Here is a 25594-nt window from a genome sequence, read left to right on the forward strand (position 1 = left end):
ATCAATTCCCACCCCGGCGTCGTGAAATGGGCCCCGCGGCGGTTAGCGTGGTGACATGAGTTCTGTTCCGAGCCTGAGTATCGACGAGATGCACCAGGTGGATGCCTGGTGGCGCGCGTGCAACTATCTGGTCGCCGGCCAGATCTACTTGCAGGAAAACCCGCTGCTGAAGCGTCCACTGACCCCCGAGGACATCAAGCCACGGCTGCTGGGGCACTGGGGCACCAGCGCTGGCCTGGGCTTCATCTATGCCCACCTCAACCGACTGATCCGCCATACGGGTCAGGACATGATCTATATCGCCGGCCCTGGGCACGGCGGACCGGCACTCGTTGCGGCCGGCTACCTGGAGGGCACCTACACCGAGATCTATCCGCGGGTCACCCGCGATGAGGAGGGTATGCGGCGGCTGTTCCGGCAGTTCTCCACGCCGGGCGGGATCCCCTCCCACGCCTCGGTCACCACCCCGGGGTCGATCCACGAGGGCGGCGAACTCGGCTACGCCCTGTCACACGGCTTCGGTGCTGTCTTCGACAACCCCGACCTCATCGCGGCCACCGTCGTGGGCGACGGGGAGGCCGAGACGGGCCCGGCGGAGGGCGGCTGGAAGGGCATCAGCTTCCTCAACCCGGTCACCGACGGGGCTGTGCTGCCGATCCTCCACCTCAATGGCGCCAAGATCTCCGGACCCACCGTGCAGGCCCGCAAGGAGCCGGTGGAGCTGCAGGAGCTCTACGAGGGCCACGGCTACGAGGTGGTGTGGGTGGAGGGCAGCGACCTGCCCTGGATGCACGCTCGCTTTGCCGACGCCCTGACCTATTGCTACGACCGGATCAAGGAGATCCAGGCCGAGGCACGCGGCGGGAGCTGGGACGGCGAAATGCCGGCATGGCCGATGATCATCCTGCGCAGCCCCAAGGGCTGGACCGGACCCCGGATCGTCGACGGCAACCAGGTGGAGGGCACCTGGCGTGCCCACCAGGTACCGCTCGCGGGCGTCAAGACCAACGCGGCCCATCGTGAGCAGCTCGAGGACTGGATGCGGTCCTACCGCATCGACGAGTTGTTCGGTCCCGATGGCACCCCGACCGAGCTCGTGCGCGCCAACAACCCCGAGGGCACCAAGCGCATGAGCGCCTCTCCCTATGCGAATGGGGGAGTGCTCTCCCAGGAGCTCGACCTGCCCGATTTCCACGACTACGCCGTGGACGTCACGCCGGGAACACGCGCGACTGAGCGGCTCGAATCGACCCGCAAGCTCGGCGAGTACATGCGCGACATCTACACGAAGAATCCGACGAACTTCCGGCTCTTCTGCCCCGACGAGACCAACTCCAACCGACTCGGCGCGGTCTTCGAGGTCAGCGACCGCACCTTCATGGAGCCCACCGACATGCTCGACGTCAAGCTGTCGAACACCGGACGCGTCATGGAGGTGCTCTCAGAGCACAACTGCCATGGTTGGCTCGACGGGTACACCCTCACCGGGCGCCACGGCATGTTCGCCACCTACGAGGCCTTCGCGATGGTCTCGGCGTCCATGACGATGCAGCAGGCCAAGTGGCTGGAGGGGGCCTACAACCTGGAATGGCGGGCCAAGGTGCCCAGCACCAACATCCTGCTGAGCTCGACCTGCTGGCGCAATGACCACAATGGGTTCAGCCACCAGAGTCCCGAGTTGCTGTCGCTGGTGCTGAACATGCGCGGCACGGTCAGCCGCATCTACCTGCCACCGGACGCCAACTGCCTGCTCGACATTGCCGACCACTGCTTCAAGTCGCGCAGCTATGTGAACCTGATCGTGCAGGACAAGCAGCCCCAACCCCAGTGGCTGTCAATGCCCGAGGCCGTCGAGCACTGCACCCGTGGATACGGCATCTGGGACTGGGCGGGCACCGACGGGCTGGGCGACACCAAGCCTGACATCGTGATCGCCTGTGCCGGCGACGTGGTGACCATGGAGGCCATCGCGGCCGCTGAGATCCTCAAGGTGGCCCTGCCCGAACTCAAGGTGCGGGTGGTGAACGTGGTGGACCTCATGAGCCTCTACCGGCCCAAGGACCATCCGCACGGCATGAGCGTGAAGGACTTCTCCGACACCTTCACCGACGACGTGGACGTGATCTTCGCCTTCCACGGCTATCCCGGAGCGATCCACCAGCTCGTGCACGGACGCCCCGATGCCGACCGCTTCCGGGCACGCGGCTTCCGCGAGCAGGGCACCACCACGACCCCCTTCGACATGGTGGTGCGCAACAAGGTGGACCGCTATCACCTGGTGATGGATGCGATCAACAACGCCCATTACCGTCCCGAGGGCAGCCACGAGCTGTACCAGTGGTGCGAATCCCAGCTGGTGCGCCACAGCGAGTACATCGTGGAGAACCTGCAGGACATGCCGGAGATCCGTGACTGGCAACTGGGTGATGACGCCTCCGGCGCGGTCACCCAGTTCGGTGGCAAGCAGGTCGCGCCACGTCCCGGTGCCGGGACGGTGGCCCGGCGCGCCGGGGGCAAGGGCACCGTGGCCAAGGCACAGGCCGCCGACACGCCCGCAGCCCGCGGTGCCGATGTCGGGGACACCGGTAAGCAGGCCCAGCCCGGAGCGGACGCCCCGTCGAAGAAGGACGCGGATGTGAAGAAGGGCACTGATTTGAAGAAGGACACAGGGCCGAAGAAGAAGTAGCCCGACGGTGGGGCGGCCAGCCTCCCGGCCGGGGGCATCCACCCCGACCATGGCCGCCCCACCCGTTCGCGGCCCGCGGGCGCCTCGGCCGCGGGGCGCCCGGACGCTGTGGGACGGGTGGCTAGGCTTGTGGGGTTATGTCCCAGCCCTCCAGCACTGCCGTTGAGCCACAGCTGTCCTACGATCCCGCCCTGCCCATCAGTGCCCACGTCGACCAGATCGCCGGGCTGATCCGCGATCACCAGGTGGTGATCGTGGCGGGGGAGACGGGCTCGGGCAAGACCACCCAGCTCCCGAAGATCTGCCTCGGGATCGGTCGTCGCCACATCGGGCACACGCAGCCGAGGAGGATCGCCGCACGTACGGTCGCGGAGCGGCTGGCCGAGGAGATGCACGTTCCCCTGGGCGACACCGTGGGCTATCAGGTGCGCTTCACCAAGCAGGTGGGGCGCAATACGGCCGTGAAGGTGATGACCGATGGCGTGCTGTTGGCCGAGATCAACCACGACCGCACCCTGCGGCGCTATGACACCCTCATCATCGATGAGGCCCATGAACGCAGCCTGAACATTGACTTCCTGCTGGGCTATCTCAAGCAGCTGTTGCCGCGACGTCGTGACCTGAAGGTGATCATCACCTCGGCCACCATCGACACCCAACGATTTGCCGAGCACTTCTCGGATGCGCACGGAAGGCCTGCCCCCATCGTGGAGGTCTCGGGCCGCAGCTATCCGGTGGAGATGCGCTACCGTCCGCTGGGTCCCGAGGGCACCGACGAGGGCGACGAGGACATCTCGGGTGGCATCGTGCAGGCCGTGCGGGAGCTTGGCCCCACCGGCGATGTGCTGGTCTTCCTGTCGGGCGAGCGCGAGATCAAGGATGCCGACAAGGCCCTGCGCGACGCCCGCCTGGCCAACACCGAGATAATGCCCCTGTTCGCCCGGCTCTCGGCCGCCGAACAGCACCGCGTCTTCCAGGCCCACACCGGCCGGCGTGTCATCCTTGCCACGAACATCGCCGAGACCTCCCTGACGGTGCCCGGGATCATGTTCGTGGTCGATACCGGCCTGGCCCGCATCTCGCGCTATTCGGCGCGCACGAAGGTGCAACGGCTTCCCATCGAGGAGATCAGCCGGGCCAGCGCCGACCAGCGCGCGGGGCGGTGCGGGCGCATCGCCCCGGGTATTTGCATCCGGCTGTACTCGGAGGAGGACTACCTCGCCCGTCCCGAATTCACCGAACCGGAGATCCTGCGAACCAACCTTGCCTCGGTCATCCTCAAGATGGCCCAGGCCGACCTCGGCAACATCGAGACCTTCCCCTTCCTGGAGGCACCTGACCGCGCACAGATCCGCGACGGCCTGCGCCTGCTCGAGGAACTCGGGGCCCTGGCGGCGCCCGGGGCGGGCGGCGAGGCGACGGGGGGACGCGGGCAGGCGGCGCCGTCCGGCAAGAGGGCCAGGGGACACAAGCAGCTGCGACTGACCCGCACGGGCCATCGACTGGCCGAGCTGCCGATCGACCCCCGACTGGGGCGCATGCTCATCGAGGGTGCCAAGCGTGGCTGCCTGCGCGAGGTGGAGGTCATCGTGTCGGCGCTGGCGATCCAGGACGTGCGCGAGCGTCCCGTGGAGAAGCGCGAACAGGCCGATCAACTCCACCGTCGCTTCTTCTCCGACGACATCCTCAAGCCCGGCGGCCATGCGCAGCCGGCGGGCGAGTCGGGGAGCCCCAGGCGTTACACGGCGCACACCGGACGGGCCGGGGAGTTCGACAAGGCACCCATCGGCCCTAGCGGCGACATCATCGCCATCACGAGGCTGTGGCGCTACCTGAAGATGCAGCGCAAGGAACTGTCCGGAAACCAATTCCGACGCCGATGCCGCGCAGAATTCATCAACTTCCTCAGGGTCCGCGAATGGCAGGACCTGCGCACCCAACTGCGCCAGATCGACAAGGAACTCAAGCTCAACCGCAATGAGCGGGCCGGTGACGTGGACCAGGTGCTCATCTCGGTGCTGTCGGGCCTGCTGTCCCATATTGGCCTGCTCGAGCAGAAGACCACCCGCAAGGACACCCGCCGTCGTGGCACCAAGCAGCGGCGCGCCTCGAACGAATACCTGGGGGCACGCGGCTCGCGCTTCGCGATCCAGCCCGGATCGGCCCTGTCGAAGCAGCCACCAGAGCTGTTGATGGCCGTCGAGCTCGTGGAGACCAGCCGGCTGTGGGCCCGCACGGTGGCCGAGGTGCAGGCCGAATGGATCGAACAGGTGGGCGCCCACCAGCTGCGCCACAACTATTCCGAGCCCCACTGGTCGTCCAGCGCGGCAGGAGTCCTGGCCTACGAGCGGGTGACCCTGTACGGGGTGCCGATCATCGCCGACCGCCTGGCCGACTATGCCCGGGTCGACCCGCAGGTGGCCCGCGACATCTTCATCCGCTCGGGACTCGTCGAGGATGGCTGGGTCCCCGACGACACCCATGCCCCGCATGATTTCCTGGAGCACAACCGGCAGGTGCGCGCCCAGGTGGAGGAACTCGAGGAACGCACCCGGCGCCACGATCTGCTCGTGGACGACCAGACGATCTTCGACTTCTATGACGAGCGCATCCCGGCCGATGTGCACTCGGCAGCAAGCTTTGACGCGTGGTGGTCACGGCAGGCCGACCACCACCTGCTCGACCTCGACGTCGAGGCGATGATGCGCCCCGACGCGGACGGCGTGGACGGGTCCTCGTTCCCCGACCACTGGCAGGTCGGCGAGCTGAAGTTCCCGGTGAGCTATGTCTTCGACCCCGGCTCCGGATCCGATGGCGTCACGGTGACCATCCCGCTGGCACAGCTCAACCAGGTGAGCGCCCAGCCGTTCAGCTGGCAGGTTCCGGGCCTTCGTGGTGAGCTGGCCACCGAGCTGATCCGCTCCCTGCCCAAGTCGGTGCGCACGAATTTCGTGCCGGCGCCGGATCGTGCCCGCGAGGCCCTGCGTTGGTTGCGCGCCCACGAGCCGGATCGCAATGCCTGGTTCCATGACGAGCTCGGCCGTGCCCTGCGGGCGATCACGTCGGTGCCGGTGGCATCGACGGACTGGAATCCGCGGGCCGTGTCGGGACACCTGCAGGTGAGCTTCCAGGTCACCGACGCTGGTCGCGTCGTGCGCACCGGCAAGGACCTCACGGCGATCCGTGACGAGCTGGCCGCCACGGTGACCAGGACACTCACGGCCGCCACCAACAGGGCGAGCACCCCCACTGGCACCACCTGGGTGTTCGGCGCCATCGATCCCGTGCGGCAGATCACGCGCCAGGGGCTCACCGTGAAGGGCTATCCGGCGCTGCGCGACGACGGCAACTCGGTCTCGCTGGTCACCACGCAGACGCCCGCTGACCAGGCGCGCAGCCACCGGGCCGGGGTGCGGCGCCTCCTGCTGCTCGCCGGACCTGATCCCACCAAGTGGGTGGTCGCCCGGATCGGCCGCGACCAGATGCTGTGGTTGAGCTCCAGCCCCTATGAATCGATGTCGGTGCTGCTTGCCGACGCCCGCCTCAAGGCGGTCGGACAGTCGGCTGAGCGCTTCACCGACCCGGCCGGGGTGCGCGACGAGGCCGATTTCGACAAGCTGCTGGTCGAGGTGCGGCAGGTACAGGCCGATCAGATGCGCTCCGTGGTGGACACCACTGCCCGGGCCCTGTCCTGGGCGCGGCAGGTGCGGGCCGACCTGGCGAATGCGCCGCGTCCCACCGCCGACGACGTGGGCGCCCAGGTGGACAACCTGGTGTTTCCCGGCTTCATCTCCTTCACGCGCGACCCGTGGTTCGCCCACCTGCCCCGCTACCTACAGGGGGCCTCCCTGCGCCTGGATGCGGCCGCCGCGAATCCGGCACGCGATGCGCAGTCGCAGGAGATCATCGATGAGCTGTTGGCCGAATACGACGAGTTGTGCGATGCGCAGCCCTCGGGGCCCCTTCCCGATGCGGTGGACGACATCGGCTTCGCGATCGAGGAGCTTCGGGTGCAATTGTTCGCCCAGCGACTGGGCACCAGCCAGCCGGTGTCACCCAAGCGCATCCGCAAGATGATCGCCCGGGTGCGAGGGGCCGACGCCTGATCGGTGGCACCGGGCCCCTCGCCGCCCGGTCGCATCGGCGGGGCGACATCACGACCATCCCGGGTGGTTGGCGTGCCAGCGCCGACAGGTCGTGGCAGAGTGAACCCATGCCAGCAACTACGGACGAACTCGTTGATCTCCTGCGCCTGGAACCGGCGCCCGACAACGTCTTCGTCGGTCGCCATCCGCGCACGATGATGCAACGAACCTATGGCGGACAGGTGCTGGCGCAGGCCCTCATCGCCGCCTACGGCACCGTCCCGACGGGGCGCGTCGCCCATTCCCTGGATGCCTATTTCATTCGGCCGGGCATGGCCAGCGCGGACATCGAATACGCCGTCGAGCCCTTGCGCGACGGCCGCAGCTTCTCGTCGCGGCGGGTCACCGCCCTGCAGGATGGTCGCGCCATCTTCACCATGTCGAGTTCCTTCCACGAGCTGGAACCGGGCTTCGACCATTCCGATCCCGAACCGCTCGACGTGCCCCCGCCCCAGGAATGTCCCTCCTTCATCGAGACGATCGAGGAACGTTACGGCGATGCGGCGATCTGGCACGAATGGGACGCCCTCGACGTGCGCTATGTGGGGGACGGCACCCCGGGTGGTGGCATGCCGGACGATCCCACGCGCCGGGCGCGCATGCGGGTGTGGGTCAAGACCACGGCGGCCCTGCCCGATGAGATCTCCATCCACCAGGCGATCCTTGCCTATCTGTCAGACCTGACGTTGCTGTCGGTGGCGACGCTGCCACACGGCGTGGCGTTCATGTCGAACCAGCTGCAGATCGCCAGCATCGACCACGTCATGTGGTTCCACCGCGCATCCAGGGCCGACGAGTGGCTGCTCTACGACATGGAGTCGCCCTCCGCCAGCCATTCACTGGGCCTGTCCATGGGCCGGTTGTTCCAGAACGGCCAGATCACCGCCAACTGCGCCCAGGAGGGCCTGATTCGCGTCGTGGCGGACCGGCCGCCACTCAGCTGAGCGGCGGTGTCTCCTCAACTGACCTGATAGCCCTGCTGCTTTGCGTAGGCGATCAACTCGTCCTGCCACGAGCGCACGCCGTTGACCAGGGTTGTCTCGCGACGGAAGGCGGCGCCGGCGGTGCTGCCGAAGGCGCTGCGCGCATGGATCTCATAGGGCAGGAACTGATGGTTGGGCAGCACATTCCTTGCGGCCTGTGACAACACCTGGTTGAACTTCTGACCGCCGAAGTACTCGCTGACGCCGCCGTCCGGTGTGGTCAGGGTCGTCTGGTCCAGGAACTCGGCGCTGCCCAGGGTGTCGTTGTCGGCCGGAAAGGCCCCGTCCAGCACGCGTCCCCTGATCCCCTCGGAATCATGGGTGGCGTAGTCCATGAACTTGTAGGCCGCGGCGGCCTTCTCGTCGGAGGTGGTGCGCATGATGGACAGGGTCGAGCCGCCATTCTCGGAATTCTGTGTACCGCCGGGCTCCCAGGTGGGGGTCTGCGCCACCCGGAACCTGCCCGCGCCCTGCGGCACATCGGAGAGCAGGCTGTGCGGCAGCCAGCCGCCCGCCAGCACCGAGGCGATCGTGCCGTCGGACAATCCCCGGTCCCAGTCGTTCGACCATTCCACGGTCCTGGTGTCGATGAGGTCCTCGTCGATCATGCGTTGCCAGTAGGCGGTCCACCGTTGGGTTCCGGCATCGTCAGTGAGGTTGATGGCGACCTTCTTGCGATGCGTCGAGAAGGGCTGCCCACCGGCCTGCCACACCATGGAATCGAAGAACCCGGGGTCGCCTGCATCGGAGGTGATGTACTTGCCGATCGCGCGGATCTTCCGGGCGGCCTGGTAGTACTCCTCCCAGGTGGCAGGGGCCCGGTCGACGCCGGCGGCGTCGAAGACCTCCTTGTTGTAGAACAACGCCATCGGGCCGGAGTCCAGGGGCAGGGCATAGACCTTGTTGTCCAGGTTGACCGAATTCCAGGTGCCGGGCGTGTAGAAGTCCTTGTAGCCCTTCGCCCCGTAGTCCGACAGGTCCTTCACGGCGTCCCTGCTCGCGAATTCAGGGAGGGCGTAGTACTCGATCTGGGCGGCATCGGGCACACCCTTCCCCGTCTGCAGGGCCCGGTTGAGGGCCTGGTACTGGTCCGTCGTCGTGCCGGCATTGGTCACCGTGACCGACACATTGGGATTGGCCTTGTTGAACCGCTGCGCCGCGCGCTCGATGGTGGAGTCCCAGGCCCACACGGTGACCCGCACCTTCTTGTTCGGGTCCAGGCTGGGCGCCGAGCGTGCCGCACCTGCGCAGGACGTCACGGTCAACGCCAACACCGAAGCCAGCAACACTGCCGCCACCCTGCGGGCGAGCCTCATCGATCCACTCCTGTTGTCCTGTGCGCCGTCGCGACGCGTTGAGCTGTCCGCCACGTGGGGCAGGGCCATCATCTGCTGGCCCGCGCCCAGCGGCGCACTTCCGGCGGGCCCCCACGGCGGTTCACGATGACGGTCCCCAGTGATCCTGTCACGATCATGTGTGGGACGCATATGGCCGATCGGGGGCACCCGTGCAGTGGGCCCGCCCAGCGGGTCGCCGGTGGCCGGCGGGGCACCGGGCGATGCACAATGGCGGGGGGTGATGCCGGATGGATGACCAGCGCAGGAATGTGTCGATGCAGGACATCGCGAGGGAAGCGGGAGTGTCATCGCAGACCGTCTCGCGGGTGTCCAACGGGAGCGATTCCGTACGTCCCGCGACCCGCGACATGGTGCTGGCCGTCATGGATCGGCTGGGATATCGGCCGAACTTCGCGGCGAGGGCGCTCAAGCGGGGGCGCTTCAAGGCCATCGGGGTGGCGATGTTCGACATCGTCGCCACCGGGAACCTGTTGACGCTGGAGGGCATCACCAAGGCCGCCAGCGACCTGGACTATGCGGTCACGATCACCATGATGGGCAAGGGCCAGCAACGCTCCCTGGCGGCCGTGGTGGAACGGATGAAGAACCTCCCCGTCGACGGGTGATCGTGATCCTCGAACAGATGCTGCCCGATGTGGGCACCTTCGTTCCCCCGGCGGGAATGGAGGTGCTGCTGGTCACCAGTGCGCAGTCGACGACGATGAGCACCATCGACGAGGACGAGTACGGGTGCTCGACCATGGTGACCAACTACTTCCTTGACCGGGGACACCGGACCGTCCACTTCGTGTCGGGCCCCGAGGAGTCCCTGGACAGCCATTTCCGTGAGCAGGGCTGGATCGACGCGTTGGCGCGCCGCGGCGTGGTCGCCCCGCCGGTGATCCGGGGTGATTGGTCGGCGGACAGTGGATTCAACGCCGGACTGGAGCTGGCGCACGTCAAGGATTGCACCGCGATCTACGCCGCGAATGACAATGAGGCCTATGGGGTGATGCAGGGGCTGGCCGCGGCGGGGAAGAGGGTTCCCGACGATGTCAGCGTCATCGGGGTCGACGATGTTCTGCGCAACCTCATCCCTCGGCTCACCCTGACCAGCGTGAAGATGAACTTCGGGGCGGTGGGGCGCCGGGCGTTCCGGATGGTGGCCCGGGCCATCGAGGATCCCCAACGCTCCCGGCCCACCCGGGAGCTCATTCCCGGCGTACTGGTTGAGCGTTCCTCGGTGCGTGACCTGACGCGCTGACATGTCGCCGGACGCGATATGGCCGGCCACCCGTGGGGGTGACCGGCCATATCTTCAGCAACGATCGGATGGCGTGGCGGCCGGGGAGGCCGTCGCGGCAACTCAGGCGGCTGCAGCGGAGGTGCGCAGCTGGTTGAGCGCTGCGCGCTCGATCTGGCGCACGCGCTCAGCGGTGATGCCCCACACCTTGCCGATGTCGGACAGCTTGGCCTGATGTCCGTCGAGCAGCCCGTAGCGGCGACGCATGACGTCGGCGGAGCGGTCATCGAGGTTGGCCAACAGCGCCTCGAGGCGGCTGCGGTCCTCCAGGTCGAGCACCAGCTCGTCGGGTCCCGGCGCGGTTTCGCGGGCGATCAGATCGCCCAGCGAGGTGTCGCCGTCGTCCTCGACCGGGGCGTCGAGGCTGACATGCTCACGCGAGTACCTGATGAGGTCGATGACCTTGTTCTCCTCGAGGCCGAGCTCGTTGGCGATCTCGGAGACCTCGGGCTCGCGACCGAGCTGGCGCTCCAGGTTGCGGCGTACCGCGGAGATCTGGTTCACCTGTTCGGCCACGTGCACCGGCAGGCGCACGATGCGTCCCTGCTGGGCGATGCCGCGGCTGATCGCCTGGCGTACCCACCACGTGGCGTAGGTGGAGAACTTGAAGCCCTTCGCGTAGTCGAACTTCTCGACCGCGCGGATCAGGCCCGTGTTCCCCTCCTGCACGAGGTCGAGCAGGGGCATCTGGCTGCGTCCGTACTTGCGGGCCACCGACACGACGAGGCGCAGGTTGGCGCGCACGAAGTGCTGCATGGCGCGCTCACCCTCCTCGGCGATGCCGAGCAGTTCTTCCTCAGTGGCCTTGGTCTTTGTCTTGACCTCACCACGAAGGACGGCCTGGGCATATTGACCAACCTCGATGAGGCGGGCAAGCTCCACCTCTTCAGCGGCTGTGAGCAGGGGGGTCTTGGCAATCGACTCGAGGTAGAGGCCAACCGAGTCCTTGCCGTCGATACCGTCGTTGCTGCGCACGCGAGTCTTTGAATCCATGGGGTTCCCTTCCGTGTCCTCGTAAGTGTGTAACGCTCAACTGTGCGGAATCCATGCCAAAGCTGGCAGATCCATTGAAAAGAGCTCGGGTTGCGGGTATACGTACGACCACGGTCGCACCCGCAAGGTGATCGTCAACGTCCCCGGGTGCAGGCGCGGTCTCGTCGTGCTTCGGGCCTCGTGGGGGTGGGATGTCCCGCCAACAGGGCGCGGCTCCCGGACGCTGACGGCGTCTCGGACTTGGGTCGGCGCCTATCGCGTGACAGACTAGGGGACGGTGCGCCCTTGACAGTAGCAGGCTTTCGCGCACCCTGAATCGCGGTTCAGCCATCATCTTGGGTAGTTTGAAAGGTCGCTTGTGACGGCTCGCACGAAGGAAAAGACCTCCACCACTGCCGAATCGGCAACTCGGGAAGACAGTGGGAAGATCACCAAACCGAGGGCAAAGAAGACCCTTGCGGCCGCCAGCGCGGTGAAGACCGGCACGGTCAAGGCAGACGCGAAGTCGGCCAAGGCCACCTCCGCGGCCAAGGAACCCGCCACGAAGTCCGCGGGAACGAAGACCAGGTCGAGCGCGGCCAGGAAGGCCGCCCCGACCAAGTCGAAGGCGGCTGCCAAGGGCGAGTCGACGGCCAAGAAGGCCGCGCCGAAGAAGGCCGCTGCGAAGACCCGCACCCACAAGGCCACGAAGGCCACCACCAGCAAGGCCGCACTGACCGAGGCCATGGCCGGCAAGAAGTCGGGCAAGGCCCAGGCCGAGGGCATCGAGGTCACCTTCGAACGCGATGGTGACGACATCGTGGTGCGCGCCGGGGGCAAGAAGCGCACCCTGGACGACGTCGATGACTCCAAGTTCGAGAAGGACAAGAAGGAAGCCGAGAAGGACGAGGCGAAGATCAACGCCGACTCCCAGGGCTTCAGTCTGTCGGACAATGATGAGGACGACGAGCCCGAGCAGCAGGTCATGGTCGCCGGCGCCACGGCCGATCCGGTGAAGGACTACCTCAAGCAGATCGGCAAGGTGGCATTGCTCAATGCCGCCCAGGAGGTCGACCTCGCCAAGCGCATCGAAGCGGGGTTGTTCGCTGGCGAGCAGCTCACCAAGAATGGCGACAAGATCGCGCGGGCGGACCGCGGTGACTATGAGTGGATCACCGAGGACGGCCATCGGGCCAAGAACCACCTGCTCGAAGCCAACCTCCGCCTGGTGGTGAGCCTGGCCAAGCGCTACACCGGCCGCGGCATGTTGTTCCTCGACCTCATCCAGGAGGGGAACCTCGGCCTGATTCGCGCCGTCGAGAAGTTCGACTACACGAAGGGCTACAAGTTCTCGACCTATGCGACGTGGTGGATCAAGCAGGCCATCACGCGCGCCATGGCCGATCAGGCCCGCACCATCCGCATCCCGGTGCACATGGTGGAGGTCATCAACAAGCTCGCCCGCGTGCAGCGCCAGATGCTGCAGGACCTTGGCCGCGAACCCACGCCGGAGGAGCTGGCCAAGGAACTGGACATGACTCCCGAGAAGGTCGTGGAGGTGCAGAAGTACGGGCGCGAGCCGATCAGCCTGCACACCCCCCTCGGGGAGGATGGTGACTCCGAGTTCGGTGACCTGATCGAGGACTCCGAAGCCGTCGTTCCTGCCGATGCGGTGAACTTCACACTGCTCCAGGAGCAGCTGCACGATGTGCTCGACACGCTCAGTGAGCGCGAGGCGGGCGTGGTGTCCATGCGCTTCGGCCTGACCGATGGCCAGCCCAAGACCCTGGACGAGATCGGCAAGGTCTATGGGGTGACCCGTGAGCGCATCCGCCAGATCGAATCGAAGACGATGAGCAAGCTGCGCCATCCGAGCCGGTCACAGGTGCTGCGCGACTACCTGGACTGAGCGACCACGTGAGCGCTGAAGCGCTGAACAGCAGGGGCCCCGGAGAATTCTCCTGGGCCCCTGCTGTTCGATGTGGGACGTAGTGGCTCAGTAGCCGATGGACTTGATGGTGTCCTTCAACACATTGGCCGACGCCGTCAGTTCCTGGTGTTCCCGATCGGTCATCGGTACCTCGATGGGCCGCACGATGCCCTGGTTGCTGATCAGGGTCGGCACCGACAGTGCGACATCGGAAATGCCGTAGTAGTCATCGAGGATGCTCGACACCGGCAGCATCGAGGGGGTCGCCGACAGCAGCTGGTCCAGCAGGAATGACCCCGACAGGCCGATCGCATAGTTCGTGGAGCCCTTGCCGGCAATCACCTGGTAGGCGGCGTCTGCCACGTCCTTGGCGATCTCATTGGTGGCGGCATCGGTGAACGGGCGGTTTCCCTGCTCGTCGGTCCACTCGAGGATGGGGGTCACGCCGATGCGCGCGCTCGACCACAGTGCGAACTCGGTGTCGCCGTGCTCACCGGCCATGACGGCCTCGACGTTGCGTTCACGCACATGCGCCCGGCGCGCAATCAGGTGGCGCAACCGTGCGGTGTCCAGTCCCGTGCCGGTCGCGAACACCCTGTTGGTGGGAAGCCCGGACACCTTCTGCGCCACCACGGCCAGCACATCGCAGGGGTTGGCGACGATCACGTACAGGGCGCCGGGGGAGACCTCAAGCATCTTGGGCATGACGTCGGCGATGATCTTGGCGTTGATGCCGGCCAGGTCCAGCCGTGACTGGCCCGGCTTCTGCGGTGCGCCGGAGGTGATCACGATCACATCGCAGTCGCGCATCGAGGACACATCGGCGCCGCCGATCACCTCGGGCTCGGCGAAGATGGATCCGTGGGCAAGGTCTGCCACCTGGGCATCCACGCGCAACTTGTCGATGTCATAGAGGCTGATGATCGGTGCGGTGTCGCGGATCAGGCAGGCATAGGCGAGGGCCGAGCCGACCTGGCCGGCCCCCACGATCCCAACTTTCGGAAGGTCTCTGCGCAGCGGCGCATTGGACATGGTTGTCTCCTTAGAGAGAGTCGGGCCGTGCCCGGTCGCGAACGACCCATGGCATCAGCGACCCGATGAATATGTCTGTGGACATCTCCAACGTCGCCGGCTCTCAGGGGACAGCGGTTACTCGTGACCGCTTCAGGGCATCTGGTCAGTTGACCAGGCTCACATCGCCTTCGAGCTTCACCGCAACCTGCTTGATCTTCTCGGCATGGGCGCGGGCGTGGTGGGCGCAGAAGAGGAGCACGCCACCGTTGGCCAAGCGGACCCGAAGGTGTGCCTGGGCGCCACAGCGGTCGCAACGATCGGCCGCGGTCAACTGGGTGTTGTCCATCACTGTCATGCTCACATCTCCCACCCTACGCGGCTGGGCCAAGCCGGGGCGTTCGGGGGACCAACCGGCGTGGCCGGACGGTGCGCCGGCCGCGCGGTCGCGGATGCGCAGCGCTGGTGGCGGTGATGTGCCCGGATGAGTTCTGTGGGCGGGGCCGACTAGGCTCACCACGTGCCAGATTCCCAGTCCACCGCAAAGAAGTCAGCCCCGGGCAAGGCCGCGCAGGCCGGGCGTGAATACGAGGCCAAGAACCTGCTCGTGCTGGAGGGGCTCGAGGCCGTCCGCAAGCGTCCCGCGATGTACATCGGTTCGACCGACACCCGGGGGCTGATGCATTGCCTGTGGGAGATCATCGACAATGCGGTCGATGAGGCGCTGGCAGGCTTTGGGCGCCACATCGATGTGCGGCTCAACGCCGATGGCTCGATCCACGTGGCTGACGCGGGGCGCGGCATCCCGGTGGACATCGAGCCACGCACCCACCTCACCGGGGTCGAGGTGGTCTTCACCAAGCTGCACGCCGGTGGCAAGTTCGGTGCGGGCAGCTACACGGCCACCGGTGGCCTGCATGGCGTGGGAGCGTCGGTGGTCAATGCCCTGAGCTCCCGCCTGGACGTGGAGGTCGATCGCAACGGCCACACCTGGGCGATGAGCTTCCAACGGGGCAAGCCGGGTGTCTTCGACGGGCCCGGGCCCTCGGCGGGGTTCACCCCCGGGTCCGGCCTGCGCAAGACGGGTAGGACTGCCAAGGGCGTGACGGGCACGCGGGTGACCTACTGGCCCGACCGCCAGATCTTCCTGAAGCAGGCCCAGCTGTCGGCCGAGCAGTTGCTCGATCGGGCCCGGCAGACCAGCTTCCTCGTGCCGGGGCTGCGCATCACGGTGAACGACGACCGCGGCGAGGAGCCCGTGGAGACCACCTTCCAGCATGAGGGCGGAATCAGCGAGTTCGTGGACTTCCTGTCCGTCGGCGAACCCATCACCGACGTCCTGCGGTTGCAGGGCAGCGACCACTTCGTGGAGACCGTCCCGGAGCTCGACGAGAACGGCGCGATGACCCCCACCGATGTCGACCGTCGCCTCGACGTGGATGTTGCCGTGCGCTGGTCGAACAACTTCGACACCGTCGAACGCTCCTTCGTGAACATCATCGCGACGCCCAAGGGCGGCACCCACGTCCAGGGCTTCGAGCGAGGCCTGGTGCGGGCCTTCGCCGCCGGACTGGAGGGAACCCGGCTGCTCAAGAGCGGCGAGGAGGTCATCAAGGATGACGTACTCGAGGGGATGACCGCGGTGGTCACCGTGCGACTGCCCGAGCCCCAGTTCGAGGGCCAGACCAAGGAGGTGCTCGGCACCCCGCCGGTCACCCGATTGGTGGCCAGGATCGTCGAGTCCGAACTCACCGAGTTCCTGAAGTCCACCAAGGCCGCCACCCGGGCGCAGGCCCGGTTGGTGATGGAGAAGGCCGTCAACGCCTCGCGGACGCGTCTGGCCGCCAGGGCCCATCGGGAGAACCAGCGCCGCAAGAACGCGCTGGAATCATCGTCGATGCCCCCCAAGCTGAAGGATTGCCGCAATGCCGATGGGGAGCGCTCCGAGCTGTTCATCGTCGAGGGTGATTCCGCCCTGGGCACCGCGCTGCGGGCCCGCAATTCGGAGTTCCAGGCGCTGCTGCCGATCCGCGGCAAGATCCTCAACGTGCAGAAGGCCTCGGTTGGCGACATGCTCAAGAACGCCGAGTGTGCCTCGATCATCCAGGTGGTGGGGGCGGGGTCGGGCAAGACCTTCGACGTGGATCAGGCCCGCTACGGCAAGATCATCTTCATGGCCGACGCCGACTCCGACGGGGCCCATATCCGGTGCCTGCTGGCGACCTTGTTCTTCCGCTACATGCGGCCGATGGTGGAGGCGGGGAGGATATTCAGTGCCGTCCCGCCGCTGCACCGCTTCGAGCTGACGAACCCGAAGAAGGGGATGGAGAAGTACATCTACACCTACTCCGATCCCGAATACCAGCGCAAGGCCGCCGAGCTGACCAAGAAGGGCATCCACTTCAAGGAGCCCCAGCGCTACAAGGGCCTCGGTGAGATGGATGCCGACCAGCTGGCCGACACCACCATGAATCCCCGCCACCGCCTGCTGCGGCGCATCACCGTGGACGACGCGGCCGGTGCCGCCGATGTCTTCGAATTGCTCATGGGCAACAATGTCGCGCCCCGCAAGGAGTTCATCGTCGAGGGTGCCTATCAGCTCGACGAGGACCGCATCGACGTGTGAGCCGCCCGTGGTGGGCGCATCGGCCTATTGGGCGTCGTTACGCCGCAGCTTGAGCACCTCGTACATCAACTCGTGCAGGGGAGTGGGAACCCCGGCCTCGCGGCCGTAGCGCACGATGGCCCCGAGCTGGGGATCCAGCTCGCTGGGGCGTCCCGACATGATGTCGCGCTGCATCGAGGTGGTCGATGACGGCGGCTGGGCCTCGTCGAAGGCAACGGTGTCGGCGACGATCCCATAGGGCATGTCGACGCCTCGCGCCACGGCCACGTCACGGATCTCGGTGGTGGCGTCGATCAACACCCGACGCAGCCCCTGGCGGGACAACAACTCGCCCAGGGGGAGGCCCGTGATGGCCCCCAGACCTCCCGGCGGCACCACGAACATGGACTTTGCCCACAACAGCTCCCAGACGTCGCGGGGCACGGGGGAGGCGATCCCGGCATCCTCGAAGGCCTTGCGCAGGGCGGTCACGCGTTCGGAGGGCTCATTGGTCCACTCGGCCACTTCGAGCGACCCGGGGCCGCCGCGGAATTCGGTGACGCCGGGCTCGCGGGCAGCCACATAGGCCTTCACGACCCCGGGGATGGTGTGTTCGCGGCCGACGACACTGGCGGTCAGGCGCGGCCCGTCCACGCCGTTCTGGGTGGTGATCACCGCGGTGTCGGAGCCAATCAGGGCCCCGGCGGGTTCCAGTGCGTCGATCACCTGGGTGGCCTTCACCGCCGAGATCACGTAGTCGACATTGCCGATATTGGCGGCGTCGTCGGTGGCCTGCACCGTCACCGTGTCGCGACGCCCCTCGGTGATGATGCTCAGGCCCTTGTCGCGCAACGCCTGCAGGGTGGCACCCCGGGCGACGAAGGAAACGTCCTGGCCGGCGTCGATGAGCCGTGCCCCGAAATAGCTGCCGACTGCGCCGGCGCCGATCACCGCGAATCTCATGGCCTCAGCCTCTCACAGCGGCCACCGTCCCGGGCGCCGCCGGCCCCGGCAGGCCGTGGGCCGGCGGCAGTGCCCCACGCGCTGGCCCGTCGCCGCGGGGGTCCTCAGTGCGGCATGGTGCGGGAGCTCACCGCGGTGATCGGCCAGGTCGCCGGGGTTCCGGAACCATCACGCTTGCCGGTCGCGGGCGGGAGGTCCACCGGCGAACCGTCAGCACCGGCGGCGATCACCGGCTGTGGTCCGACCCAGGCCAACAGGAGCCCGTCCTCGCCCTTCAGGAAGCGGTGGCAGCGCACCCCGCCGGTGGCCCGGCCCTTGGGTGGGTACTCCTCGAACGGCGTCACCTTGACGCTTCCGGTCTGGGCTCCGGGCAGCATGCTCGACGCCCCCGACAGGGTCACCACCACGGCATCGGTGGCGGGGCTCACGCCGAACCACACCACGGAGGAACCCCCGGTGAGGCGCACGCCGGCCACGCCCCCGCCGCTGCGGCCCTGGGGACGCACCACATCTGCGGCGAAGTGCAGCAGCTGGGCATCACTGGTGACGAAGACGAGCTCATCGGACGGGTCAGTCAATTCGACGCCACCCACGACCTCGTCGTTGTCCTCAAGGCGGATGACATCCCACTCGTCCTTGCTGAGGACCTCCGGGTTGACCCGCTTGACGACCCCGCGACGCGTGCCCAGGGCCAGGCCCGCGGAATCCTCGGCCAGGGTGGTCAGCCCCACGGCCCGCTCCGCGTCGGTGAGCACCAGCAGGTCCTCGACGCGTGATCCGCCCCGCAGGCTCGGTGCGTTCGCGGTGCCCACGACCTCCGGCAGGTCGATCGCCTCGGCCTTCACCAGCCGTCCGTGGGAGGTGAGCACACCGAACTGGGCGTGCGCGGTCACGGCAATCGCCGCAACGACCACATCATGGCGGCCCCGGGGACCGCTTGTGGGCAGGTGCCCGGGATCGTCCCCGTCCGCGGGGCGCGTCATGCGGGCCATCAATCCGGTGGAGCTCATCATCACCCAACAGGGGTCGTCGGGGATCTCCAGGGGCTGGGCGGGCAGGGCCGCCGCGGCCCCGGACCCCTCGAGCAGCACGGTGCGTCGTGGGCTGCCGTAGGTGGCGGCCATCTCACTGAGCTGGGAGGCGACGGTGTCACGCTGCAGGTCGGGATCGTCGATCAGCTCGGTGAGCTCGGTGATGCGCCGGCGCAGCTCGTCGCGTTCGGTCTCGAGCTCGATGCGGGACAGCTTCGTCAGGCGTCGCAGCTGCATGTCAAGGATGTAGTTGGCCTGGATCTCGTCCAGCTCAAAGGTCTCCATGAGGCGCTGGCGGGCCTCGGGGACATCGTCGGATGACCGGATGATCGCGATCACGTCGTCAATGTCGATCATGGCCAGCAGGAGGCCCTCGACCAGGTGCAGGCGGTCCTGGGCCTTGCCGAGCTGGAACTTGGCGCGCCTCAGGATCACCTCCAGGCGGTGGTCCAGGTAGACCTGCAGCATTTCCTTGAGCGTCATCGTGCGCGGCTGGCCATCCACCAGGGCCACCGCATTGATACCGAAGGAGTCCTCGAGCTTGGTGTGCTTGTACAGCTGGGCAAGCAGGGCCTCGGGATTGATGCCGTTCTTCACCTCGATCACCAGGCGGAGGCCATGGGTGAGGTCCGTGAGGTCCTTGACGTCGGAGATGCCGGTGATCTTCTTCGAACGCACCAGCACCTTGATCTGGTCGATGATCTTCTCGGGGCCCACCGCGAAGGGCAGCTCGGTGATCACGATGCCCCGACGTCGGGGGCTCACCTGTTCGATCCGGGCCGTCGCGCGGGTGCGGAAGATGCCGCGCCCGGTCGCATAGGCGGCGCGGATGCCGTCCAGCCCGACGATCTTGCCACCGGTCGGCAGGTCGGGCCCCGGCACATAGCGCATCAGCTCATCGACCTCGGCGTCCGGGTTCTTGAGCAGGTACTTCAATGCCGCCACGACCTCGCCCAGGTTGTGCGAGGGAATATTGGTGGCCATGCCGACGGCGATGCCGGTGGCGCCGTTGACCAGGAGGTTCGGGAAGGCCGCCGGCAGCACCGCGGGCTCGAGTTGCTTGCCGTCATAGTTGGGGCGGAAGTCGACGGTGTCCTCGTGCAGGCCGTCGAGCATCGGCATGGCCGCGGGGGCCAACCGGCATTCGGTGTAGCGCATGGCCGCGGGGCCGGCATCGAGGGATCCGAAGTTGCCATGCCCATCGACCAGCTTCAGCCGCATCGACCAGTCCTGGCCCATGCGCACCAGGGCGTCATAGATCGCCGAATCGCCGTGGGGGTGCAGCTTTCCCATCACATCGCCCACCACGCGTGCGCACTTGACGAACGGATGGTCGGGGGACAGGCGCTGCTCGCTCATGCCGTAGAGGATGCGACGCTGCACCGGCTTGAGGCCGTCGCGCGCATCGGGTAGTGCCCGGGCATAGATCACCGAATAGGCGTACTCGAGATACGACGTCTGCATCTCCGACGAGACGTCGACGTCGACGATGCGCTCCTCGAAGTCGTCGGCGGGCGGCGTCTTTGTGCGTGCCATCTGTGCAAGAACTCCTGACTACTGACCGCTGGGAAGTCCGCGGCCTGGGCGTGCCCCGCGAGAATAGTCCACGTCACGGACATGGCCCGGCGTCGGCGTCGCGGTGGATGTCGATCCCGGGTGGGTCAGTGTCCGGGATCGGTTGGCTGGTCGGGGCCGGTGGCGCGGTGCTGCTGCTCACGCAGCACCGCGAGCAGCACCGGGGCAAGGGCCTGGCCATCGGCTCCGAGGACCTCGGGGACGCGGCGCCGACCGCGTCGCGACGAGCGCGTGTCGAGCCCTCCCACGGTGCCGTGCGCCAGCACCTGCTCGGTGGGCGACAGGGTGCGGATCGCGATGGCCCGCACGCGGGACCCACGCACTGCGGCGAACTCGCGGTACAGGGCCTGATCGTGTTGGCCGTTGTCGCCGACCAGGACCCATCGGATGTGCGGGAAGGCGTGGGCGAGCTGGACGAGGGCGGCGCGCTTGTGGGCACAACCCGAGCGCAACCACCGGGTGGTGGTCGGGCCGAGGTCGGTCAGCAGCATCGGGCCCGGGGGGAATCCGTGGCGGTCCATGAAACGCGTCAGGAAGGGCAGGGCGGTCCACGGCCCGGTGGACACGTAGACCACCGGTGCGTCCGGGCGACCAGCAAGCAGCTGTCGGTACATACGGGCCATGCCCGGCACGGCCTGGCGATTGACCTCAGGTTGGATGAAGCTGTTCCAGGCCGCGACCAGTGGACGCGGCAGGGACGTGGAGATGATGGTGTCGTCGATGTCGGAGATGATGCCGAAGTCCTGGTCGTCGCCGATGACCTGCACCGGCGCCCCGACCTGTTCCGCGCCCGGGCTGTCCAGGCGCACCTGGTGCCAGCCCGCCGCGAGCCCGGACGTGTTAATGGTCGTGTCCAGGTGGCCACGACGATCCGTGGTGAAGCGGTGGGCCCTGCCCGAGATGGTGACGCTGATGACGCCATTCGGCACCGGAACGGTGAAGAAATTGCGCCAACCCCGTCGGTTCAGCCACAGCGGGGAACCGATGGGCCACGCCCGATGGCGTCGCGCCGGCCCCAGGACGAGTTGGCCCAGGACCCGGACGCGCGACGGCGTGCCAAGGCCGGTGAACGGCACGATCCGTGGTCGCCAACCGGCACGCCTCAACGCCGAGCCCAGGTGACGCGTGACGAAATCGTCCAGTCGCGCACCGAAAAAGGGACGACGCTTCATACGCCCAACACTAGTGGGCGTGCCCCGACGGGCCCGTTGGTGGCAGGATGAGCGGGTGATCACCGGCTCCGCCCATACCCTTCCGACGGCCCTGCGCGCCCAGATCGCCGATTGCGGGTTCTTCCCCCAGTTCGTCAGCGATTCCGTGTCCATGGCGCTGGGTGACGAGCCCCTCGTCGACCACCTCGTGCAGCAGGAGGCCACCGTCGGACCGGAGGGAATCATCCGCCACCTGACCGTGCTCGTCCTGACGGCGGCACGCCTCGTGGTGGCCCACACCGACGAGAACTCCGATGAGCATGATCGACCCACGGCGGTGACCACCACGGAGTCCGTGCCACTGTGGCGCATGGGGGCCGTCTCCCTGTCGCGCGTCGTGAGCCACCCGGAGGACTACGGCGAGGCGAACTCGCAGGTCGTGGAGACCTGGCTGTCGCTGTCCTGGGACACCATGCATCGCCTGGAAGTGGTTCCGGTCCACTGTGTCGACCCGGAATGCCGGGCCGATCACGGTTTCAACGGCGAAATGGTGTCGGAGGACATCACCCTGCGCATGAGCCCGGCCGCCGATGGGCAGGCCAACGTGGATCACCTCGTGAACTTTGCGACCCGCCTGCAGCGCATGGTCGCGGCCGCCGGGCGGGGCTGAGCCGTGAGTGGCTATCCGCTTCCCGAGCCGCCCTCGTACGGTCGTGCGACCCTGGCCGAGCTCCTACCGGCCGTGGCCCATCACCTCGCGGGGGACAGGCTGGAGGCCAGCGACCCCTTCGGCCTTCCGCCAGCGCGCGCCTATGTGCTCCTGCTCGTCGACGGCCTGGGCTGGCGCCAGCTCAATCGCCATCTGTCGTCGCTCGCCTATTTCCCCTATCTGATCGGCGACGGCCGACCGATCAGCGCTGCGGTTCCGTCCACGACCGCTGTCTCCCTGACGACGCTGGGCACCGGACTCCCGCCGGGGGAGCACGGCATCGTCGGGTACTCATTCCGCTCCGCGCCCGGGCAGGGGGTGCTCAACGCATTGCAGTGGGGTTCCGATGATCCGGTGCCCGAGGAATTCCAGCCCCATCCGACGTGGTTCGAGCGGCTCAACGACGTGGGGGTGCGGGCGAGCAGCGTGGGACGCGCCCTGTTCGCCGACAGCGGCCTGACCCGTGCCGGATTGCGCGGCGCCCACTATGTCGCGATCCCCGACCATGCGGGGGCTCGTGAGCGCATCGATCGGGTGCTGGCGGCCACGAGCGGGCCGGGCCCGGCGTTCGTCTACCTGTATGAGGGCGACCTTGACCACACGGGCCACGGCCATGGGGTGGATTCACCCGCCTGGCGGGGAGTGCTGGAGCGCATCGACGCAGACCTGTCCGCGCTGCGCGACGCCCTGCCCGCCGACACCTGCGTGCTGGTGACCGGTGACCACGGGATGGTGGATGTGCCGGCGCGCGACCACATCATCATCGAGGACGACGAGCGGCTCGCGACAGGCATCGACATGATCGCCGGTGAGGGACGCTTCCGACAGCTCTACAGCGCCGAGCCCGCGGCGGTGGTCGAGCGTTGGCGTGCGGTGTTGGGCGAGCGCGCCTGGGTCTGCACCCGCGAGGAGGGCATCGCGGCCGGTTGGTTCGGTCCCGAGGTGACCGAACGCGTGCGGGGTCGCCTGGGCGATGTCCTGGTGGCCATGCGGGCCGGCGGTGCCGTGATGACGCGCACGCACCCGGGGGAACTTGGCCTGGTGGGCCAGCACGGCTCGCTGACATCCGAGGAGATGCAGGTGCCACTGCTCATCGATGAGGGCTGGGACAGCTGACCTGACGGGTCGGCCGGAGGGCGCGACCTGCAGCCGACCGCCCCGGCACTTGCGCGGCCGGTGGGCTGCAAGGACTGGGGACCAGGACTGGCGATGGTGCGGTCAGTCCTTGTCGGGGCGGCGCTCCCCGAACATGATCTCGTCCCAGCTCGGAACGGTGGCGCGGTGGCTCTTGCGTCGCTTGGTGGGCTTCTTGGCCGGCTGCGTCGCCGACCCATCGCCGGCGACCAGGGGTTCCTGCCCGCTGGCGGAGTCCTGATGCGCAGCAGCCGGGCGGGGCTTGGCCGGGGCCTTGTCGGGCTCCTTGGCCTTGTCTGCCGATGACCTGCCCCCGGGCCCCTTGGAGGGTGCCTGATCGGCTGACGACGGGTGTGACGCCGGCTTGGCTGCCGACGTGGACGTGGCCGCAGAGGAACGGTCGGCGCCGGAGGCGGTACGGCGCTTGCGCGTCGCCCGGGGCTTCGTCGGCGCGGAGGCGGGGGTGGCGGCCCGGGGCTCATCGGGTGATTCGCGGTGCTGCAGCGCCGCATCGAGGGCGGGCGTCGAGTCGTCGCCCGCGGCGTCCGCCGCGTCGGAGGGCCGGCCGCCCCTCGAGGCCTCCTCACCGGTGTGCACGGCCTCATCGGTGTCCGCGGCGCCGTCACCCAGGCTCACCGGTCGACCCAAGCCCTCATAGACGTGTACGGAATCCTCGTCGAAGCCCGCGAGCATGTCATAGAGGACGTCCATGTCGGAGGTGGGATTCGGCACGATGTCGTAGACGCCGTCCACCTCGCGCAGGCCGTCCTGATCGGTGCCGCTACCCGTTGAGGTGGCGTCGTTGGAGGCGGCCGCTGCGTAGAGCTCCTGGAGGGCACTGCCGTCGCCGATCACCGGCGTCTCGTCGTCCTGGACGGCCCGCACGATGGCCAGTTCGTCATTCAGGTCGATGGTCGGTTCGGCATCAGGGTTCTGGGTGCGGGTGACGGGACTCTCCCCGCGATGCGGGGGCTGGTCGTCGATGAGCCATCGCGCGTCGGCGTTCTCGGCAGTCACGAAGCGACCGCGCGGATCGAAGTCGAACAGCGCCTGGTGGTCGGTCTCGTCCAGGCGGTAGGAGATCCGGATCGTCCAGTGGCGGTCGGCCTGGTCCTCCCGGCGGAAGGCGCCCCACAGGATGGATCCGTCAGGGACCCCCTCGCGGCGCAGCTTGGTGTTGATGAACTGCTCGAGTGGCTGGGGGGTGGGGCCGGAATCGCGACGGGCCTGGGCCACGCGTGCCAGCTCGCTCATGTGATCGCGCTCGGCCAGCACCGGCTCGGCAAAGCCGTCGAGTTCGTCGACACTCACCCCGGCAGCACGGGCCACATCCTCCACAGATTCCCCTGCGCGAATGCGGGACTGGATCTCCCGCGGCGTCAAGGCGCTGTTCATATGGTGTCTCCTGCGTGGTGCTGCGGAAATGCGGCCGTCGGCACGTTCATGTGGTCGTCGATTTGCGTGGCGACGAATACTGGACCAAACCTACCGCGAGCAGGCTGTTCGGGGTCGCGGCACCTGAACCACTGGTATAGGGTCCGGGACCCGCCCGCGGGCGGCGAAGGACCCTCACGTATGCTGCGATTGCGTTTCAGGGAATATCAGGTAGCATGCCGACGTTTGCCGGGCGTGTGCACCTGCTGCGCACCGGCAAGACCGTTAACACGGCACAGATTCGAGAGGCCACGATGGCGACTGATTATGATGCACCCCGCAAGTCCGACGATGAGGCTCGCGAGGACTCACTCGAGGAGCTGAAGAGCCGGCGCAACGACAAGAATTCAGGGAAGGTTGATGAGGATGAAGCTGAGGTCGCCGAGACCTTCGAGCTTCCCGGCGCAGACCTTTCCCACGAAGAACTGACGGTTCGAGTACTTCCCCGTCAGGCTGACGAGTTCACCTGCGCCGGTTGCTTCCTGGTGAAGTCCCGGAGCCAGCTCGCGGAGACCCGCGGCGGCAAGATGTATTGCGTCGACTGCGTCTGAGCGATGAGCCCGCGCGCAGCCTGACCGCCGATTCCCCCTGACGTCCATCCCGCAAGGGAACAGTGGGCGCACGA

18 protein-coding genes are annotated in these 25594 nt (G+C 67.4%); 10 read left to right on the forward strand and 8 right to left on the reverse strand.

The annotated features are described in order from the left end of the window. Nucleotides 1-55 precede the first annotated feature (55 nt). From RM25_RS04425 to RM25_RS04435, 3 genes are all read left to right on the forward strand, one after another. Nucleotides 56-2686 carry a phosphoketolase family protein gene (locus tag RM25_RS04425; RefSeq protein ID WP_044636107.1) on the forward strand — a complete coding sequence of 877 codons (2631 nt, stop codon included), beginning with the start codon at nucleotides 56-58 and terminating at the stop codon, nucleotides 2684-2686. Nucleotides 2687-2823: 137 nt separating this feature from the next. After that, a complete protein-coding gene (hrpA, locus tag RM25_RS04430) occupies nucleotides 2824-6792 on the forward strand; it encodes an ATP-dependent RNA helicase HrpA (protein WP_044636108.1) in 3969 nt (1322 codons plus the stop codon). Nucleotides 6793-6899: 107 nt separating this feature from the next. Beyond that, nucleotides 6900-7775: an acyl-CoA thioesterase gene (locus RM25_RS04435; protein ID WP_044636109.1), complete on the forward strand. Its 876-nt coding sequence runs from the start codon at nucleotides 6900-6902 to the stop codon at nucleotides 7773-7775. A 14-nt stretch (nucleotides 7776-7789) separates the two neighbouring features. Here RM25_RS04435 and RM25_RS04440 read toward each other — a convergent pair whose 3' ends face one another. Continuing rightward, the gene (locus RM25_RS04440) at nucleotides 7790-9130 is read right to left on the reverse strand and encodes an ABC transporter substrate-binding protein (protein WP_044636690.1); all 1341 of its coding nucleotides are present in this window, start codon (nucleotides 9128-9130) and stop codon (nucleotides 7790-7792) included. A gap of 296 nt (nucleotides 9131-9426) precedes the next feature. On the opposite strand from RM25_RS04440, the gene RM25_RS12955 reads away from it, so the two are divergent. Both RM25_RS12955 and RM25_RS12960 read left to right on the forward strand, forming a co-directional pair. Then, the gene (locus RM25_RS12955) at nucleotides 9427-9777 is read left to right on the forward strand and encodes a LacI family DNA-binding transcriptional regulator (RefSeq protein ID WP_196488115.1); all 351 of its coding nucleotides are present in this window, start codon (nucleotides 9427-9429) and stop codon (nucleotides 9775-9777) included. Continuing rightward, entirely contained in the window at nucleotides 9774-10415 is a 642-nt protein-coding gene (locus RM25_RS12960) for a substrate-binding domain-containing protein (RefSeq protein ID WP_218915921.1), read from the forward strand. Before RM25_RS12955 ends, RM25_RS12960 begins: the two co-directional genes overlap by 4 nt. Nucleotides 10416-10517: 102 nt before the next feature. Here the strand turns inward: RM25_RS12960 and RM25_RS04450 are convergent, their stop codons facing one another. After that, a complete protein-coding gene (locus RM25_RS04450) occupies nucleotides 10518-11447 on the reverse strand; it encodes a sigma-70 family RNA polymerase sigma factor (RefSeq protein ID WP_013161174.1) in 930 nt (309 codons plus the stop codon). Nucleotides 11448-11805: 358 nt separating this feature from the next. On the opposite strand from RM25_RS04450, the gene RM25_RS04455 reads away from it, so the two are divergent. Continuing rightward, nucleotides 11806-13335, forward strand: coding sequence for an RNA polymerase sigma factor (locus tag RM25_RS04455; protein WP_013161173.1), 1530 nt, complete (start codon nucleotides 11806-11808; stop codon nucleotides 13333-13335). 87 nt (nucleotides 13336-13422) lie between these two features. Here the strand turns inward: RM25_RS04455 and RM25_RS04460 are convergent, their stop codons facing one another. Beyond that, a complete protein-coding gene (locus RM25_RS04460; RefSeq protein WP_044636110.1) occupies nucleotides 13423-14388 on the reverse strand; it encodes an L-lactate dehydrogenase in 966 nt (321 codons plus the stop codon). A 145-nt stretch (nucleotides 14389-14533) separates the two neighbouring features. Next, the gene (locus tag RM25_RS04465) at nucleotides 14534-14725 is read right to left on the reverse strand and encodes a DUF7455 domain-containing protein (protein ID WP_171035493.1); all 192 of its coding nucleotides are present in this window, start codon (nucleotides 14723-14725) and stop codon (nucleotides 14534-14536) included. A 162-nt stretch (nucleotides 14726-14887) separates the two neighbouring features. Between RM25_RS04465 and RM25_RS04470 the strand changes: the two genes are divergently transcribed. Beyond that, on the forward strand, nucleotides 14888-16993 hold the full coding sequence (locus RM25_RS04470) for a DNA gyrase/topoisomerase IV subunit B (RefSeq protein ID WP_044636111.1): 2106 nt from the start codon (nucleotides 14888-14890) through the stop codon (nucleotides 16991-16993). A 24-nt stretch (nucleotides 16994-17017) separates the two neighbouring features. On the opposite strand, the gene RM25_RS04475 is transcribed toward RM25_RS04470, so the two are convergent. From RM25_RS04475 to RM25_RS04485, 3 genes are all read right to left on the reverse strand, one after another. Then, entirely contained in the window at nucleotides 17018-17935 is a 918-nt protein-coding gene (locus tag RM25_RS04475; RefSeq protein WP_044636112.1) for a 2-dehydropantoate 2-reductase, read from the reverse strand. A 104-nt stretch (nucleotides 17936-18039) separates the two neighbouring features. Further along, on the reverse strand, nucleotides 18040-20502 hold the full coding sequence (locus RM25_RS04480; RefSeq protein ID WP_044636113.1) for a DNA gyrase/topoisomerase IV subunit A: 2463 nt from the start codon (nucleotides 20500-20502) through the stop codon (nucleotides 18040-18042). A 125-nt stretch (nucleotides 20503-20627) separates the two neighbouring features. Beyond that, nucleotides 20628-21713 (reverse strand): App1 family protein phosphatidate phosphatase, encoded by a 1086-nt coding sequence (locus RM25_RS04485; protein ID WP_044636114.1) that lies wholly within the window; start codon nucleotides 21711-21713, stop codon nucleotides 20628-20630. Nucleotides 21714-21768: 55 nt separating this feature from the next. Here RM25_RS04485 and RM25_RS04490 point away from each other — a divergent pair, with 55 nt between their 5' ends. Beyond that, nucleotides 21769-22362 (forward strand): DUF5998 family protein, encoded by a 594-nt coding sequence (locus RM25_RS04490; protein ID WP_052809109.1) that lies wholly within the window; start codon nucleotides 21769-21771, stop codon nucleotides 22360-22362. 3 nt (nucleotides 22363-22365) lie between these two features. Continuing rightward, on the forward strand, nucleotides 22366-23517 hold the full coding sequence (locus RM25_RS04495) for an alkaline phosphatase family protein (protein ID WP_044636115.1): 1152 nt from the start codon (nucleotides 22366-22368) through the stop codon (nucleotides 23515-23517). 102 nt (nucleotides 23518-23619) lie between these two features. Here RM25_RS04495 and sepH read toward each other — a convergent pair whose 3' ends face one another. Beyond that, on the reverse strand, nucleotides 23620-25008 hold the full coding sequence (sepH, locus tag RM25_RS04500) for a septation protein SepH (RefSeq protein ID WP_331716582.1): 1389 nt from the start codon (nucleotides 25006-25008) through the stop codon (nucleotides 23620-23622). Between the two features lie 215 nt (nucleotides 25009-25223). Here sepH and RM25_RS04505 point away from each other — a divergent pair, with 215 nt between their 5' ends. Further along, entirely contained in the window at nucleotides 25224-25520 is a 297-nt protein-coding gene (locus tag RM25_RS04505) for a DUF4193 domain-containing protein (RefSeq protein ID WP_036941438.1), read from the forward strand. Nucleotides 25521-25594: the final 74 nt, after the last annotated feature.

This window comes from Propionibacterium freudenreichii subsp. freudenreichii (assembly GCF_000940845.1).
GTDB classification, from domain to species: domain Bacteria; phylum Actinomycetota; class Actinomycetes; order Propionibacteriales; family Propionibacteriaceae; genus Propionibacterium; species Propionibacterium freudenreichii.